We start from the raw sequence: 12,743 nt of genomic DNA, 5'->3' as shown, positions 1-12,743 counted from the left end.
CCGCCGGGTCAGGAATCCACGAGCGTGACCTCGAAGGAGTACCGCGAGGCCCGGTAGACGTGGTGGCCGTACTCCACGACGGAGCCATCATTGGCGAAGGAGGTTCGCTCCATCGTGAGCAGGGCCGCGCCCACCGGCTCATCCAGCAGCTCGGCATGCTCGGCATCGGCCACGGTGGCGCCGATCCGTTCGTGGGCCAGGACAGTGCTGACCCCGGCCCGCCGCAAGCAGGCATAGAGCCCGTCGGCGGCGAGGTCAGCCCGCGTGGGCGCAATACGCTCGGGAATGGTGTTGCGCATGACGGCCAGCGGCTCATCATCGGCATATCGCACGCGGATCAGGTCCAGCACCTGCTCACCGGGGGCGAGCCGCAGCCGATCGACCGCTCCCGAGGAGGGGCGACCCACGCGGTATTCGATCACCTCGGTGCGCGGTGCCTTCCCGGCGGTGCGCAGATCGTCGTACAGGGACGTCAGGGCCACCTGGCGGTTCACCGGTCCGTGCACCACCTGGGTGCCCACGCCGCGTTTGCGCACGAGCATGCCCTTGTCCACCAGCTCCTGGATGCCCTGGCGCACGGTCGGCCGGGATAGCCCCAGACGCTGGGAGAGCGCCAGCTCGTTCTCGATACGGCTACCGGGCAGCAGGTCACCGGAACGGATCGCCGCCTCGATCCCGCTCGCGAGCTGCAAATACAGAGGCGTGGAGCTGCTGCGGTCCACAGCGAGCTCCAGCATCACCGTCTCCGGTGAGGTCTTGTGCTCTGCGGTCATCGGCTCCCCTCTCTCTCCGGCTGCGCCGGTCCCTGCCGCGTTCCCGTGTCACGGGCGCTCTGCGGTGGTGACCTCGACGAAGCCCGTCGTGGTGAGGGCCTGCTCTGCGGCCTCGCAGGCAGCGGCGGCCAAGTAACCATCCCACGCAGTCGCCGAACGCTCCGCGATCATCGTGCCATCAGCGATCGCGCTCACCCACGCCTGGACCTCCCGGTCATAGGCATCGACGAACCGGGGGCGGAAGTCCTCGGGGATGCTCCCACCCCAGCGGCCACCATCGAGATGGGTGGTGACGCGCCCGGAGTCCTGGCCGATGGTGGCGATACCCGCCGAGCCCACCACCTCGGTGCGCACTTCGTAGCCGGAGGCAGTGTTCACATACAGCTCATCGGTGACGATGATGCCGGAGGCGGTGCGGAACAGCAGCAGCATCGGGTCATGCTGGCCTTCGTCGGCCCGCGGACCCGGTGTGGGCAGCACCGCCTGCACGGCGCTGATCGGCTCTTCGAGGAAGTAGTGGATGGCGTCAATCTCGTGGACAGCAGAGTCGTAGACCATCATCGAGTCCACGAACCCTGGCAGGGTGTGCGCGTTGCGGTGCTTGCAGTTCACGATGCTGATCTGGCCCAGCTCACCCGAGGTGATCGCGTCCTTGAGGTCCGCGTACCCGGCATCGAAGCGGCGCATGAACCCCAGCGACACCAGGGCCTTTCCGGAGGCCTGCTCCGCCTGAACCACCGCGTACGCATCCTCGGGATTCATCGCCAGCGGCTTCTCGCACAGCACGGGCTTGCCGTGCTCGATGCACGCGATGGTCTGGTCCTTGTGGAAACGGCCGGGGCTCGCGATGAGCACAGCGTCTACATCCTCCGCGGCGATCAGCTCCTCCGGGGAGTCGACCACGCGGCAGCCGGGAACCTGCCCGGGGACCTCCTCGGCTTTATCTCGCAGGTAGTCGGTGACGACGCTGACGCGCGCGCCCTTGGTCCGGGTGCTGATGCGGGTGACGTGGTCGGCGCCCATCTGCCCCACGCCGATCACTCCGACGCGAAGATCTGCAGGGGCGGTGCTCTGGGTGCTGGTCATGGCTTGTGCTCCTTGGTCACGTGCTGGGCGAGCGAGGTGGGTCCTCAGGGTCGGCTGAGGCGCGGGTCAGGCCCGGCCGCCTCCCAGGTGCCGCGCACCCAGGTCTGGTCGGGATGGTCGGTGATGTTCCAGGCACGCTCCGGGGCGGGCCCGGCCATGACGTTGAGGTAGTACATGTCGTGCCCGGGAGCGGCGGCGCAGGGGCCGTGCCAGCCGTGCGGGACCAGCACGGTGTCGCCGGTGCGCACTTCGGTGAGGATGTCGATGGGCTTGTCCGCGCCGCTGGAGGTGGTCTGGTGGTAGCCGAAGCCGGGGGTGCCGGTCGGGGCGGCCTGGATCTCGTAGTAGTAGATCTCCTCGAGCTCGGACTCCGGGTGCTCGGGGTCCTCGATCGTCTCGTCGTGCTTATGGGCGGGGTAGCTGGACCAGTTGCCGCCCGGGGTGATGACCTCGCAGGCGATGAGGGAGTCCATGGCGTCGAAGGATCCGACGGTCCCGAAGTTGCGCACCTGGCGGGTCATCTGGCCGCCGCCGCGGATTTCGACAGGGACGTCCTCGGCGCGGATCAGCGCGACCGGGTGTTCGGTGGCCGCCACGGCGGTGGCCAGCGCGAAACGGCCGCCGTCGGTGGAGGAGATGCGCAGCTCGGCACCGACGGGGGCGTAGAGCACATCGGTGGCGGACTCGAACACGTCCCGGCGTCCGCGCAGCTCATAGGTGGTGCCCGCGACGGCGACGGTGCAGGCCCCGTTCAGGGGGACCACCATCACCTCAACACCCTCGGCGGTCCAGGTCTCATCGGCGCCGGGGTCCAGGGCGAGGATGCGCAGGCCGGTGTAGGTCCAGCCCTCGCGAGTGCCGGGATCGATGATGGTCTCCCAGGCGCCGGAGGTGGTGGTGCCGACGGGGAGGTGGAAGTCGGTCTGCGCAGTCATCGGATCGCGTCCTTCCTGAGGTGCGGGCTCGGGTGGTGGATGGTCAGCGGATCATGTCCACCGCGGTGCGCACCGCGGCGGTGACATCTTCTCCGGCGGGGTAGAGCAGGGCACGGCCCACGACAAGGCCCCGCACATTCGGGCGGGCCAGGGCCCGGGCCCAGGAAGCCTGGATCGCCTCCGGATCCCCGGTGGGGTCGCCGCCGAGGATCAGGGTGGGCAGGGTGGTGGCGTCCATAACGCGCTCCATGTCCTCCACCGCCGGGAGCTTCAACCAGGTATAGGCGCTGGTGGAGCCGAGGCCCTGGGCGATGTGGATGGAGCGGATCACGGCGTCGGGGCTGAGGTCATTGACCACAGGGGTCCCGGGTCCTCCCGGGCGGGAGGACATGAAGGGCTCCACCATGGCGATCAGCTCGTGCCGGGCGAGCTCGCTGATAGCGCGGGCGGAGTCCTCCACGGTCCGGGAGGTGCGGTCATCCGCGAGGTCGATCCGGGTGAGCATCTTGCCGCCGTCGAAGCGAGCGGCGCTGATGGCCGCGGCGTCGTAGGCGGTGAAGCGGTCCTCGAGCTCCCACGAGCTTCCCTGCAGGCCGCCACGGTTCATCGAGGCGAAGACAATCTTGTCCTCGAGCGCACCGAGCAGCAGCAGGTCCTCCAGGATGTCCGGGGTGCCGAGCACGCCGTCCACGCCGGGCACGGCGAGTGCTTCGCGCAGCCGGTCCAGCAGCTCGGTACGGGAGGCCATCGCATCGGGCCGGGCGCCTGCGCCCAGGGCGCCGCGCGCCGGATGATCTGCGGCGATGATCATCATCGTGCCGTCGGTGTCCGCGACGGTGCGTCGCCTGCGGGAGGCGGCCAGGCGGGCGATGCGTCCGGGATCGTGCACCCGCACGTTGGTGACGTCCTCGTACGTGGTGACGAACTGCGGGGATTCGTCGGAGCTCATGCGCGTTCCTTCGTGGCCACGCCGCGGTTGCGCAGCACGGTGAGCATCTCATCCACGGTCTGGCCATGGTTGGGGTCACCCCCGGCGATGAGCAGGTCGATCTCCTCGCTGGTGGGCATGGCGGTGGAGCACTCCAGGCGGGAGGTGACAATCGCGCCGGCGGCGTTGCAACGGGTCAGGATGGTCTCGAGATCCTGTCCGCTCAGCAGGCCGTGGCAGAGCGAGCCGCCAAAGCTGTCCCCGGCGCCCAGCCCGTTGATGACCTCGACCAGGTTCGGGGCCACCTCGACGCGGTCGTCGGCGGTTTTGCCGAGCACACCCTTGGGGCCCTGCTTGACGATCGCGATCTCCACCCCGGCCTCGAGCAGCGCGTCGGCGGCGCGCTCCGGCTCGGTCTCCCCGACAGCGACCTCGCACTCCTCCTTATTGCCCACGGCCACCGTGGTGTACCGCAGGGCCTCGCGGTAGTACTCGCGGGCCTCCTCCGGGCTGGACCAGAACATGGGCCGATAGTCGAGGTCGAAGACGGTGTGGCGGGTGCGACCGCGGGCCTCGAGCGCTGCGAAGTGTGCCGAGCGGCTGGGGTCCTCACTGAGGCCGGTGCCGGAGAACCAGAACAACGGCACCTCACGGATAGCGTCGAGGTCGAGGTGCTCGGGAGCGACCTGCAGGTCTGGGGCCGAAGGCTGCCGGTAGAAGTACAGCGGGAAATCATCCGGGGGGAAGATCTCGCACAGGGTGAGGGGGGTATTGAGCTCCTGATTCTTCACCACGTAGCGGCTGGAGACGCCCAGACGCTCCATCTCCTGGACCACGTAGCGGCCCAGCGGGTCATCACCCACCCCGGTGATGGTGGCCGGCCGATGCCCGAGCCGAGCGGCCGCGACGGCCACGTTCGTGGGGCTTCCACCCAGGAACTTGCCGAAGGAGTAGATGTCCTCGAGGCCTTTCTCGATCTCAAGCGGATAGATGTCCACCCCGCTGCGGCCGAAGGTGATGATGTCGTGCTGCGCTGCCATGGTCCGAAATGCCTCTCTGCGTCGGGTCCTGCGGCGGTGCCACGGGCGGCTGGGCCCCGGTCGCCGGATGATTCGATGGTCGCACCCCTCGCGCGCTTTGTCCAGACAAAGAACGCGAGTTCGTGGGGTTGGGTGATCGCCGGTGCAGGTCGGCTCAGAGCTCTCCGGTGAGGAACTGGGCCCGGCCCCGTCCGAACGGCCAGTCTTCCCGGTCATTGCTCACGACGGAGATGATCAGGCCCTCGGGCCGGACCAGATCTTCTGCGGACAGCCGCCGGGCGAGCTCGCCGTAAACCGTCTGCTTCTGATCCATGCTGCGTCCCTGCTGCACGATCTGCACGATGGGGACACCGTCGCTGCGGTCGATGCCCAGCCCGGCGTCCTCGGCGATGATCGATCCGACGGGGAGCGTCTCGAGGGTCTGATAGCGGTCCCCCAGTGGGGCCGCGAACAACTCGCGCATGACGTCCTGGACGATGTCAGCCACTCTCACCGTAGGCAACGCGCGAGACGGAGAATGTTGTGGCGGCGCCCGTAGCGGTCGGGCAGTCGCCCGCCGAGGACGGCGCCGACGGCGCATCCCAGCAGGAGGGTCTGCTCCAGCGGGCACCGCGAACCGAGTCCTGAATCTCCTGAATCTCGGCCACGGCACCGCAGAGGCACCTGCTTTGTCCGGTGTCAACCGGATCACCGGGGTGACTTGGCGGCAAGTCAGCACACGATCCACGGGGCGGGAACGCCGGCATCGTGGTGGAAAACCGCGATTCTTCGCGCGACCAGCAACACTGTTGGCAAACTTTTGTCCTGACAAAGTCTTGACAGCGTATGACGGCCCGGTCCATGCTGGGGGCACACGAACTCATCGTCGAGACCAGAGATCCGCCGAGCGGCGCCGATGGCGCCCCGTGACCGTGACGGATCCGCAGCACGGAGGCAGCATGAGCGAGCATCCCACCGACCGCACCGGCACCATCCGGCTCACCGTGGGCCAGGCCCTCGTCAGGTTCCTCGCCGCGCAGTACAGCGAGCGGGACGGGGTGCGGCAGCGTCTCATCCCCGGCACCTTCGGCATCTTCGGCCACGGCAACGTGGCCGGGCTCGGACAGGCTCTGCTGCAGAACGCGATCGACCCCGCCGAGGGCGAGGCGCCGATGCCGTTCTACCAGGCCCGCAATGAGCAGAACATGGTCCACACGGCCGTCGCGTACTCGCGGACGAAGAACCGGATGCAGGCCATGGCGTGCACCCCCTCCATCGGCCCCGGCTCCACGAACATGGTCACCGGAGCGGCCCTCGCCACGGTCGACCGCATCCCGGTGCTGCTGCTCCCCTCGGACATCTTCGCGAACCGCGCGGTGGATCCCGTTCTGCAGCAGCTCGAGGACGAGCGTGCCATGGACGTCTCCGTCAACGACGCCTTCCGCCCCGTCTCCCGCTACTTCGACCGCATCTGGCGCCCGGAGCAGCTGATTCCCTCGGCACTGGCCGCCATGCGGGTGTTGACCGATCCGGCAGAGACCGGCGCGGTGACGATCTGCCTCCCGCAGGACGTCCAGGCGGAGGCCTACGACTGGCCCCTCAAGTTCTTCCGCGAGCGGACCTGGCATGTGGCGCGTCCGGTTCCGGAGCCCGCCGCCCTGGACCGTGCGGCCCAGGTGATCCGCGAGGCCCGTCGGCCCGTGGTTATCGCTGGAGGCGGCGTGATCTACTCCGAGGCCTCCGCCGCACTCACCGCCTTCACCGACGCGACGGGCATTCCCGTGCTGGACACGCAGGCCGGTAAGGGAGCGCTCAGTGCCGACCACCCGCTGTGCATCGGCGGCGTCGGCGCCACCGGGAACGATGCGGCCAACCAGCTCGCCGCCGAGGCGGACGTCGTGATCGGCGTCGGCACCCGCTACACCGACTTCACGACCTCCTCCCACACCGCCTTCCGCAACCCGGACGTGCGCTTCGTGAACCTCAACGTCAAGGCCTTCGACGCCGCTAAGCACTCCGCCACCATGGTGGTCGCCGATGCGCGGACCGGGCTCGAGGCGCTGCAGGAGGCGCTGGACGGATGGACCGCACCGGCGGAGCACGGCGAGCGGGCGCGGCAGCTGCGGGCACAGTGGGAAGAGCTCATCGCGCCCTGCTTTGCGCCGCATGACCAGGAGCTGCCCGCCCAGACGGAGATCTTCGGGGCGTTGAACGAGCTGATGGGCGATGAGGACATCGTCATCAACGCCGCCGGCTCGATGCCCGGTGACCTGCAGGCATTGTGGAAGGCCCGCTCCCCGCACCAGTACCACCTCGAGTACGGCTACTCCTGCATGGGGTACGAGCTGCCCGCCTCCCTGGGCGCAAAGATGGCCTCCCCCGACTCGGAAGTCGTCGCGATCATCGGGGACGGCACCTTCCAGATGGCCCCGCAGGAGATCGCCACGATCGTCGCCGAACGGGTCAAGGTCATCCTCGTGATCCTGCAGAACCACGGCTGGTCCTCGATCGGCTCGCTCTCGGAGTCCCACGGCTCCCAGCGCTTCGGCACCAAGTACCGCATGCGCGATGAGGACAGCGGCCTCCTGGACGGCGAGAAGCTGCCCTTCGACATCGCCGCGAACATCCGCTCCTACGGCCTCGAGGTCCAGGAGGTCTCCGACACCGAGGCCTTCCGCGCCGCCTACCGCCGGGCGGAGACGTCCGAACTGGCCACCGCGATCGTCGTGAACACCGATCTGTACGGCCCCAACCCCCCGGGCAACGGCTGGTGGGACGTCCCGGTCTCCGAGACCGCCCGCCTGGCCTCCACGCAGGAAGCCCGCATCGAGTACGAAAACGACCTGATGCCGCAGCGCCACTACCTCTGATCCACAGACCACCACCAGCGCACCGACCGGTGCCGCGGAAGGGACAACCATGACCACCGAGCTGTACGACATCACCCACTGGATCGCCGGAGCCGAGACCCCCGGCCAGGGCTCCACTCAGCCGATCCTCAATCCCGCCACTGGCGCGCAGGTGGGCACCCTGCAGCTGGGCGATGCCGCGACCGTGGATCGCGCCGTCGAGGTCGCACTCGCCGCGCAGCGGGAATGGGCGCAGGTATCGCTCGCCAAGCGCACCCAGATCCTCTACCGGATGCGTCAGCTGATGGTCGAGCACACCGAGGAGATCGCGCAGGTCATCACCCGCGAACACGGCAAGACGATCGCTGATGCGAAGGGCGAGATCGCGCGCGGGCTCGAGACTCTCGAGTTCGCCACCTCCATCACCCAGGAGCTCAAGGGCTTCTTCTCCGAGAACGTCTCCACCGGCGTGGATGCGCACACGATGCGCCAGCCCCTCGGTGTGGTCGCCGGGATCACCCCGTTCAACTTCCCGGCGATGGTGCCGTTCTGGATGCACCCGATCGCCATCGCGACCGGCAACGCCTTCATCCTCAAGCCCTCCGAGCGCGACCCCTCCGCCTCGAATATCGTCGCCCGGCTCTACCAGGAGGCGGGGCTGCCCGATGGCGTGTTCCAGGTGGTCCACGGCGGCAAGGAGGTCGTGGACGCCCTGTGCACCCATGACGGCATCCAGGCGGTCAGCTTCGTCGGCTCCACCCCGATCGCCAAGCACGTCCACGCCACGGCCTCCGCGGCCGGCAAGCGTGTGCAGGCCCTGGGCGGGGCGAACAACCACGCCGTGGTGATGCCGGATGCGAACATCGAGTTCGCCGCCGCGCAGGTGGCCTCTGGCGCCTTCGGCTCCGCTGGCGAGCGCTGCATGGCCGTGCCTGTTGCCGTCACTGTCGGTGCAGCCCACGAGAAGTTCCTCGAGGCCATCACCGCCGAGGCGAACAAACTCGTCGTCGGCCCCGGCGACCGCGCCGAGACCGACATGCCACCGGTGATCACTGCGGAAGCGAAGAAGCGCATCATCCGCATGACCGACGAGGCCGAGGCCGCCGGCGCCCGCGTGATCGTGGACGGGCGGGGCCTCGTGGTGGAGGGGCATGAGGACGGCAACTTCGTCGGCCCCACCGTCATCACGGACCTGGATCGCACCCACCCCACCTACACCGACGAAGTGTTCGGCCCACTGCTGGTGGTCATGCACGTGGGCAACTTCGATGAGGCCGTAGAGCTGGTGAACTCCTCCCCGTTCGGCAACGGCACCGCGATCTTCACCGACTCCGGGCATTACGCCCGTCGGTACCAGGAGGAGGTCACCGTGGGGATGATCGGCATCAACGTGCCGATCCCCACCCCGGTGGGCTACTACTCCTTCGGCGGCTGGAAGGACTCGCTGTTCGGCGAGCATCACGCCCACGGGCCCGAGGCCGTCTCCTTCTACACCCGGCAGAAGGCGATCACCACTCGCTGGCCCGCGCAGAACGAGACCGTCGAGGCCTCGATGAGCTTTCCCACCCACGAGTGATCGCGACGGACCCGACGCAAAGGACATGCCATGACCCGCATTGATAAGTCCCGTAACCCCGAGGCGCCGTTCGACAAGCTCACCATCGGCGTATGCCCTGACCAGTGGGGCGTGTGGTTCCCCGAGGATGAGAAGCAGATCCCCTGGCGCACCGCCCTCGCGGAGATGGCTGAGGCCGGGTTCTCCGTCATGGAGACCGGGCCATGGGGCTACTTCCCCAAGGACGCGAAGGAGCTCCAGTCCGTGATGGACGAGCACGGCTTCCGCGTTGTGGCCGGCACCGGCTGGGGCATTCTCCACCGCGAGGATGCGTGGGCGGAGACCGAGAAGACCTTCCGAGCGATCGCCGAGACGCATGCCGCCGTGGGCGCCGAGTACATGGTCCACCTGCCGCCGCTGTACCGCGACGACAAGACCTGGGAGTTCACCGATGAGCGGGAGCTGACCGGTGAGGCCTGGCGGCTCTACGTGGAGAACGCGAACCGGCTGGGCAAGCTCCTCAAGGAGGACTACGGGCTGACGATGGTGCTGCACCCGCACGGGGACAGCCACATCGAGACGCCAGAGGAGATTGCACGGATTTTCGAGGCGACCGATCCGGAGCTCGTGAGCTTCTGCCTGGACACCGGCCACATCGTGTACGGCGGTGGCGATCCGGTGCAGATGATCGAGGACTACCCCGAGCGGATCGGGTACGTCCACATCAAGGCCTTCGACCCGGACATCACCCGTGAGGCCCATGAGAAGGACTGGCCCTTCGGTGAGGCCGTCGCCAAGGGTGCCTCGGTCCGCCCCCCGGCGGGCCTGCCGGACATGAAGGACCTGGTGCAGAAGCTCACCACGCTGGATCGGGAGCTGTACGTGATCTGCGAACAGGACCTCTACCCCTGCGATCCGGCGCTGCCGCTGCCCAATGCGATCGCCACCCGCGAGTTCCTGGCCGAGTGCGGTCTGGGCGTCAAGTGAGGAAGAGGCGTATCCGATGGTGAAGGTCCTGCTTGACCCCTCGATGTACCACCCGCACCTCACGGTGGCGCAGGAGGTGCACAAGGCTGCTGAGCTCGGGTATCGCTACCTGGAGCTGTCTCCGCGCGCCGACTTCCACGAATGGCACCACTACCCCAAGGTGGACCGCCATCAGCTCGCCGAGGTCAAGCAGGCCATGGCGGATACCGGCGTGAAGATCTGGAGTTTCAATCCGGTGTTCGACTGGGCCAATCCCGATGAGCAGGAGCGGCAGGCTCAGGTGCGGAACTGGAGACGGCTGCTGGAGATCGCTGATGCGCTCGAGGTACCGCTGATCGCCACGGAGTTCTCCGGGGATCCGAATCGTCCCCGTCAAAGCGAAGGGCAGTTCTACCGGTCGATGGAAGAGCTCGTCCCCGTGTTCGAGAAGTACGGGCTGGAGTGCACCATCGAGGCGCACCCCTACGACTTCGTCGAGGACAACGACCGGGCAGTGCAGATCGTGCGCGGTGTGGACCGGGATTGGATGAACTACGAGTTCTGCTTCCCCCACGCCTTCCACCTTGGCCAGGGCGCACGGACCCCGCGGCAGATGATGGAGTACGCGGGTGACCGCCTGCGGCACCTGCACATCGCCGATGTCTTCGACCACACGGCGAACGTCGGCAACCGCTACATCGTGAACCCACCGGGTGTGGATGCGCGCGTGCATCAGCACAATGAGATCGGCAATGGCGAGATCGACTGGGACGACTCGTTCGCGTACCTGCGGGAGCGCGAGTACGACGGGCCCGTCTCGGTGTGCGTGTTCGGCTGGGAAGAGGACGCCGATGCCATCCACCATCGGATGCGAGAGAGGATCCTCGACGAGCTCGGCGGGGAGTGAGAGCATCACGGTGATGCACCACAGTTGAGTACGGATGCCGCGCATGCCGCGAGAGGAGACCCATGCTCGCCGTCGTCGTCCACGCACCCGATGACCTCCGCGTCGAGGAGGTCCCCGACCCCGTTCTCGGCCCCGACCAGGTGCTGCTGCGCATCGCGTTCGGCGGGATCTGTGGATCGGACATCGCCTATTGGAAGGACGGCATCTCCGGCACCGCCGTGCTCAAGGATCCACTGATCCTGGGGCATGAGGTCTCCGGGACCATCGCGGAGATCGGTGCGCAGGCCGCCGCGCAGGTCCGTAAGGCCGGTCTCGACGTCGGCTCCGCGGTCACCGTGCATCCCGCCACGCTGGTGGGTGATCACCGGATGCCGCCGCAGTCCGCGCATCGCACCAACCTCTGGCCGGAGGTCCGCTACCTCGGATCTGCGGCCTTCGACCCGCATGAGCACGGCGGCTTCTCCACTTTCCGTGCGGTGCGGCCCGCACAGCTACGGGCCATTCCCGACGGGGTCTCGCTCGAACAGGCCGCGCTCGCCGAGCCGTTCGGGGTGGCGCTGCACGCTGTGGCACGCGCTGGAGATATTTCCGGGGCAGACGTGCTGGTCAATGGCGCGGGGCCGATCGGGGCGCTCGCCGTGGCCGCCGCCCGCCGGGCCGGCGCCGCCACGGTCACCGCCGCGGACCTCTCCCCCACTGCCCTGGAGATCGCCCAGGCGATGGGTGCACACTGCACGGTGAACATTGCCGCCGGGGAGCAGCTGCCGGCGGAGGTGGATGTCGCGATCGAAGCCTCGGGGGCTCCGCGGGCGCTCGGCGGGGTGATCGCCGCGGTCCGCCGCGGTGGAGTGCTGGTGCAGGTGGGCAACCTGCCCTCCGCGGAGATCTCGGCGAGCCTGGGCGGCATCGTCACGCGGGAGATCGACTACCGCGGCTCTTACCGTTTCATCGATGAGATCAGTGACGCCCTGACTGCCATGGCAGATGGCCTGGACGTCTCCGCGCTGATCACCCACACGGTGCCCGTCGAACGCGCCGAGGAGGGGTTCCGCCTCGCCGCCGACCGCAGCAGCGGATCCTCCAAGGTGCTCATCGACCTGCGATAAGTCCCGTGGGGCCGACGGGGTCCGCAGGGTCATCGGGGTCCCGTCGGGTACGTAGGGCATCTCCCCCCGTTCGCCGGGGGCTGACCCCCACGCGATCTCCAGCCACACGCGCTAGCCTGAATCCACGTCCTGGACGCTCTGCGCCCCGGTCCGGCCCGGTCCGCAGACCGTCGCCGCCCCCGGTGGTGCACCGTCCGTTCCCGAGGCCACGAGGGGGTCTGGTGAGCAGCAGCGAAGGAGGGGCCCGCCACGGGTCCGAGGCGGGAAGCGGCCGCTTCCCCGATCCCTTCGCGCCCGACGACCACCACGCGCAGCCCGCGACCCCGCAGCCTCGCGCCCCGCAGCGCCCGTCGGCGACCCCGACTCCTCCGGCCACCCCCGCGCCCAACACCCCGGCACCGCAGCCGCCGTTCGCGCCGGGCACCGCACAGGACTCGGCGGCTCACGCCCCGTCGGCCCCTCCCCCGCGCCCTGTGTCTTGTACACATCTCCCAGCACGTCCACGCCGTCGGGGGCTTCGATGTAGCCGAAGCGGATGTTGAAGCCGTGGGCGAAGGCGAGCGCCTTGCCCTCACTCAGGTGCGGCTTGATCGACTCGGCGAAGACCTTCCGCTGGTCC

The 12,743-nt window shown here is 68.5% G+C and carries 11 protein-coding genes and 1 pseudogene; 5 read left to right on the top strand and 7 right to left on the bottom strand.

Annotated elements, in window-relative coordinates:
• Window positions 1-8 precede the first annotated feature (8 nt).
• From MU407_RS09035 to MU407_RS09010, 6 genes are all read right to left on the bottom strand, one after another.
• Window positions 9-773, bottom strand: a complete 765-nt coding sequence (locus MU407_RS09035) for a GntR family transcriptional regulator (protein WP_281507813.1) — start codon at window positions 771-773, stop codon at window positions 9-11.
• Between the two features lie 48 nt (window positions 774-821).
• On the bottom strand, window positions 822-1,859 hold the full coding sequence (locus tag MU407_RS09030; protein WP_246956798.1) for a Gfo/Idh/MocA family oxidoreductase: 1,038 nt from the start codon (window positions 1,857-1,859) through the stop codon (window positions 822-824).
• Between the two features lie 44 nt (window positions 1,860-1,903).
• Window positions 1,904-2,794 carry a 5-deoxy-glucuronate isomerase gene (iolB, locus tag MU407_RS09025; RefSeq protein ID WP_246956797.1) on the bottom strand — a complete coding sequence of 297 codons (891 nt, stop codon included), beginning with the start codon at window positions 2,792-2,794 and terminating at the stop codon, window positions 1,904-1,906.
• A 43-nt stretch (window positions 2,795-2,837) separates the two neighbouring features.
• A complete protein-coding gene (locus tag MU407_RS09020; protein ID WP_246956795.1) occupies window positions 2,838-3,743 on the bottom strand; it encodes a deoxyribose-phosphate aldolase in 906 nt (301 codons plus the stop codon).
• Entirely contained in the window at window positions 3,740-4,762 is a 1,023-nt protein-coding gene (iolC, locus tag MU407_RS09015; protein ID WP_246956793.1) for a 5-dehydro-2-deoxygluconokinase, read from the bottom strand. Before iolC ends, MU407_RS09020 begins: the two co-directional genes overlap by 4 nt.
• A 154-nt stretch (window positions 4,763-4,916) precedes the next feature.
• Window positions 4,917-5,249: a tautomerase family protein gene (locus MU407_RS09010; RefSeq protein ID WP_246956792.1), complete on the bottom strand. Its 333-nt coding sequence runs from the start codon at window positions 5,247-5,249 to the stop codon at window positions 4,917-4,919.
• Window positions 5,250-5,700: 451 nt separating this feature from the next.
• Between MU407_RS09010 and iolD the strand changes: the two genes are divergently transcribed.
• The 5 genes from iolD to MU407_RS08985 all read left to right on the top strand — a co-directional run bounded on the left by iolD (window position 5,701) and on the right by MU407_RS08985 (window position 12,124).
• Window positions 5,701-7,611 (top strand): 3D-(3,5/4)-trihydroxycyclohexane-1,2-dione acylhydrolase (decyclizing), encoded by a 1,911-nt coding sequence (gene iolD, locus MU407_RS09005; protein ID WP_246956790.1) that lies wholly within the window; start codon window positions 5,701-5,703, stop codon window positions 7,609-7,611.
• A gap of 49 nt (window positions 7,612-7,660) precedes the next feature.
• Window positions 7,661-9,166, top strand: coding sequence for a CoA-acylating methylmalonate-semialdehyde dehydrogenase (locus MU407_RS09000; protein WP_246956789.1), 1,506 nt, complete (start codon window positions 7,661-7,663; stop codon window positions 9,164-9,166).
• A 30-nt stretch (window positions 9,167-9,196) separates the two neighbouring features.
• Complete coding sequence (locus MU407_RS08995; RefSeq protein ID WP_246956788.1) at window positions 9,197-10,132, top strand: TIM barrel protein; 936 nt, start codon at window positions 9,197-9,199, stop codon at window positions 10,130-10,132.
• Between the two features lie 16 nt (window positions 10,133-10,148).
• Window positions 10,149-11,018: a sugar phosphate isomerase/epimerase gene (locus tag MU407_RS08990; protein ID WP_246956787.1), complete on the top strand. Its 870-nt coding sequence runs from the start codon at window positions 10,149-10,151 to the stop codon at window positions 11,016-11,018.
• A 62-nt stretch (window positions 11,019-11,080) separates the two neighbouring features.
• Complete coding sequence (locus tag MU407_RS08985) at window positions 11,081-12,124, top strand: L-idonate 5-dehydrogenase (protein WP_246956786.1); 1,044 nt, start codon at window positions 11,081-11,083, stop codon at window positions 12,122-12,124.
• A 492-nt stretch (window positions 12,125-12,616) separates the two neighbouring features.
• Here the strand turns inward: MU407_RS08985 and MU407_RS08980 are convergent.
• Window positions 12,617-12,743 (bottom strand): annotated as a pseudogene (locus MU407_RS08980) (ketol-acid reductoisomerase); the annotation flags it as partial.

The organism is Brachybacterium sp. Marseille-Q7125 (assembly GCF_023062615.1).
In the GTDB taxonomy this organism is placed as follows: Bacteria; Actinomycetota; Actinomycetes; order Actinomycetales; family Dermabacteraceae; genus Brachybacterium.
The sequence above is the reverse complement of the archived record's forward strand: the minus strand, read 5'-3'. Positions and strand labels throughout refer to the sequence as shown.

Coding starts and splice junctions, on each gene's coding strand:
- MU407_RS09020 (WP_246956795.1), bottom strand. CDS start 3,743: ATGAGCTCCGACGAATCCCCGCAGTTCGTCACCACGTACGAGGACGTC.
- MU407_RS09035 (WP_281507813.1), bottom strand. CDS start 773: ATGACCGCAGAGCACAAGACCTCACCGGAGACGGTGATGCTGGAGCTC.
- iolC (WP_246956793.1), bottom strand. CDS start 4,762: ATGGCAGCGCAGCACGACATCATCACCTTCGGCCGCAGCGGGGTGGAC.
- MU407_RS08995 (WP_246956788.1), top strand. CDS start 9,197: ATGACCCGCATTGATAAGTCCCGTAACCCCGAGGCGCCGTTCGACAAG.
- iolB (WP_246956797.1), bottom strand. CDS start 2,794: ATGACTGCGCAGACCGACTTCCACCTCCCCGTCGGCACCACCACCTCC.
- iolD (WP_246956790.1), top strand. CDS start 5,701: ATGAGCGAGCATCCCACCGACCGCACCGGCACCATCCGGCTCACCGTG.
- MU407_RS09000 (WP_246956789.1), top strand. CDS start 7,661: ATGACCACCGAGCTGTACGACATCACCCACTGGATCGCCGGAGCCGAG.
- MU407_RS08985 (WP_246956786.1), top strand. CDS start 11,081: ATGCTCGCCGTCGTCGTCCACGCACCCGATGACCTCCGCGTCGAGGAG.
- MU407_RS09030 (WP_246956798.1), bottom strand. CDS start 1,859: ATGACCAGCACCCAGAGCACCGCCCCTGCAGATCTTCGCGTCGGAGTG.
- MU407_RS08990 (WP_246956787.1), top strand. CDS start 10,149: ATGGTGAAGGTCCTGCTTGACCCCTCGATGTACCACCCGCACCTCACG.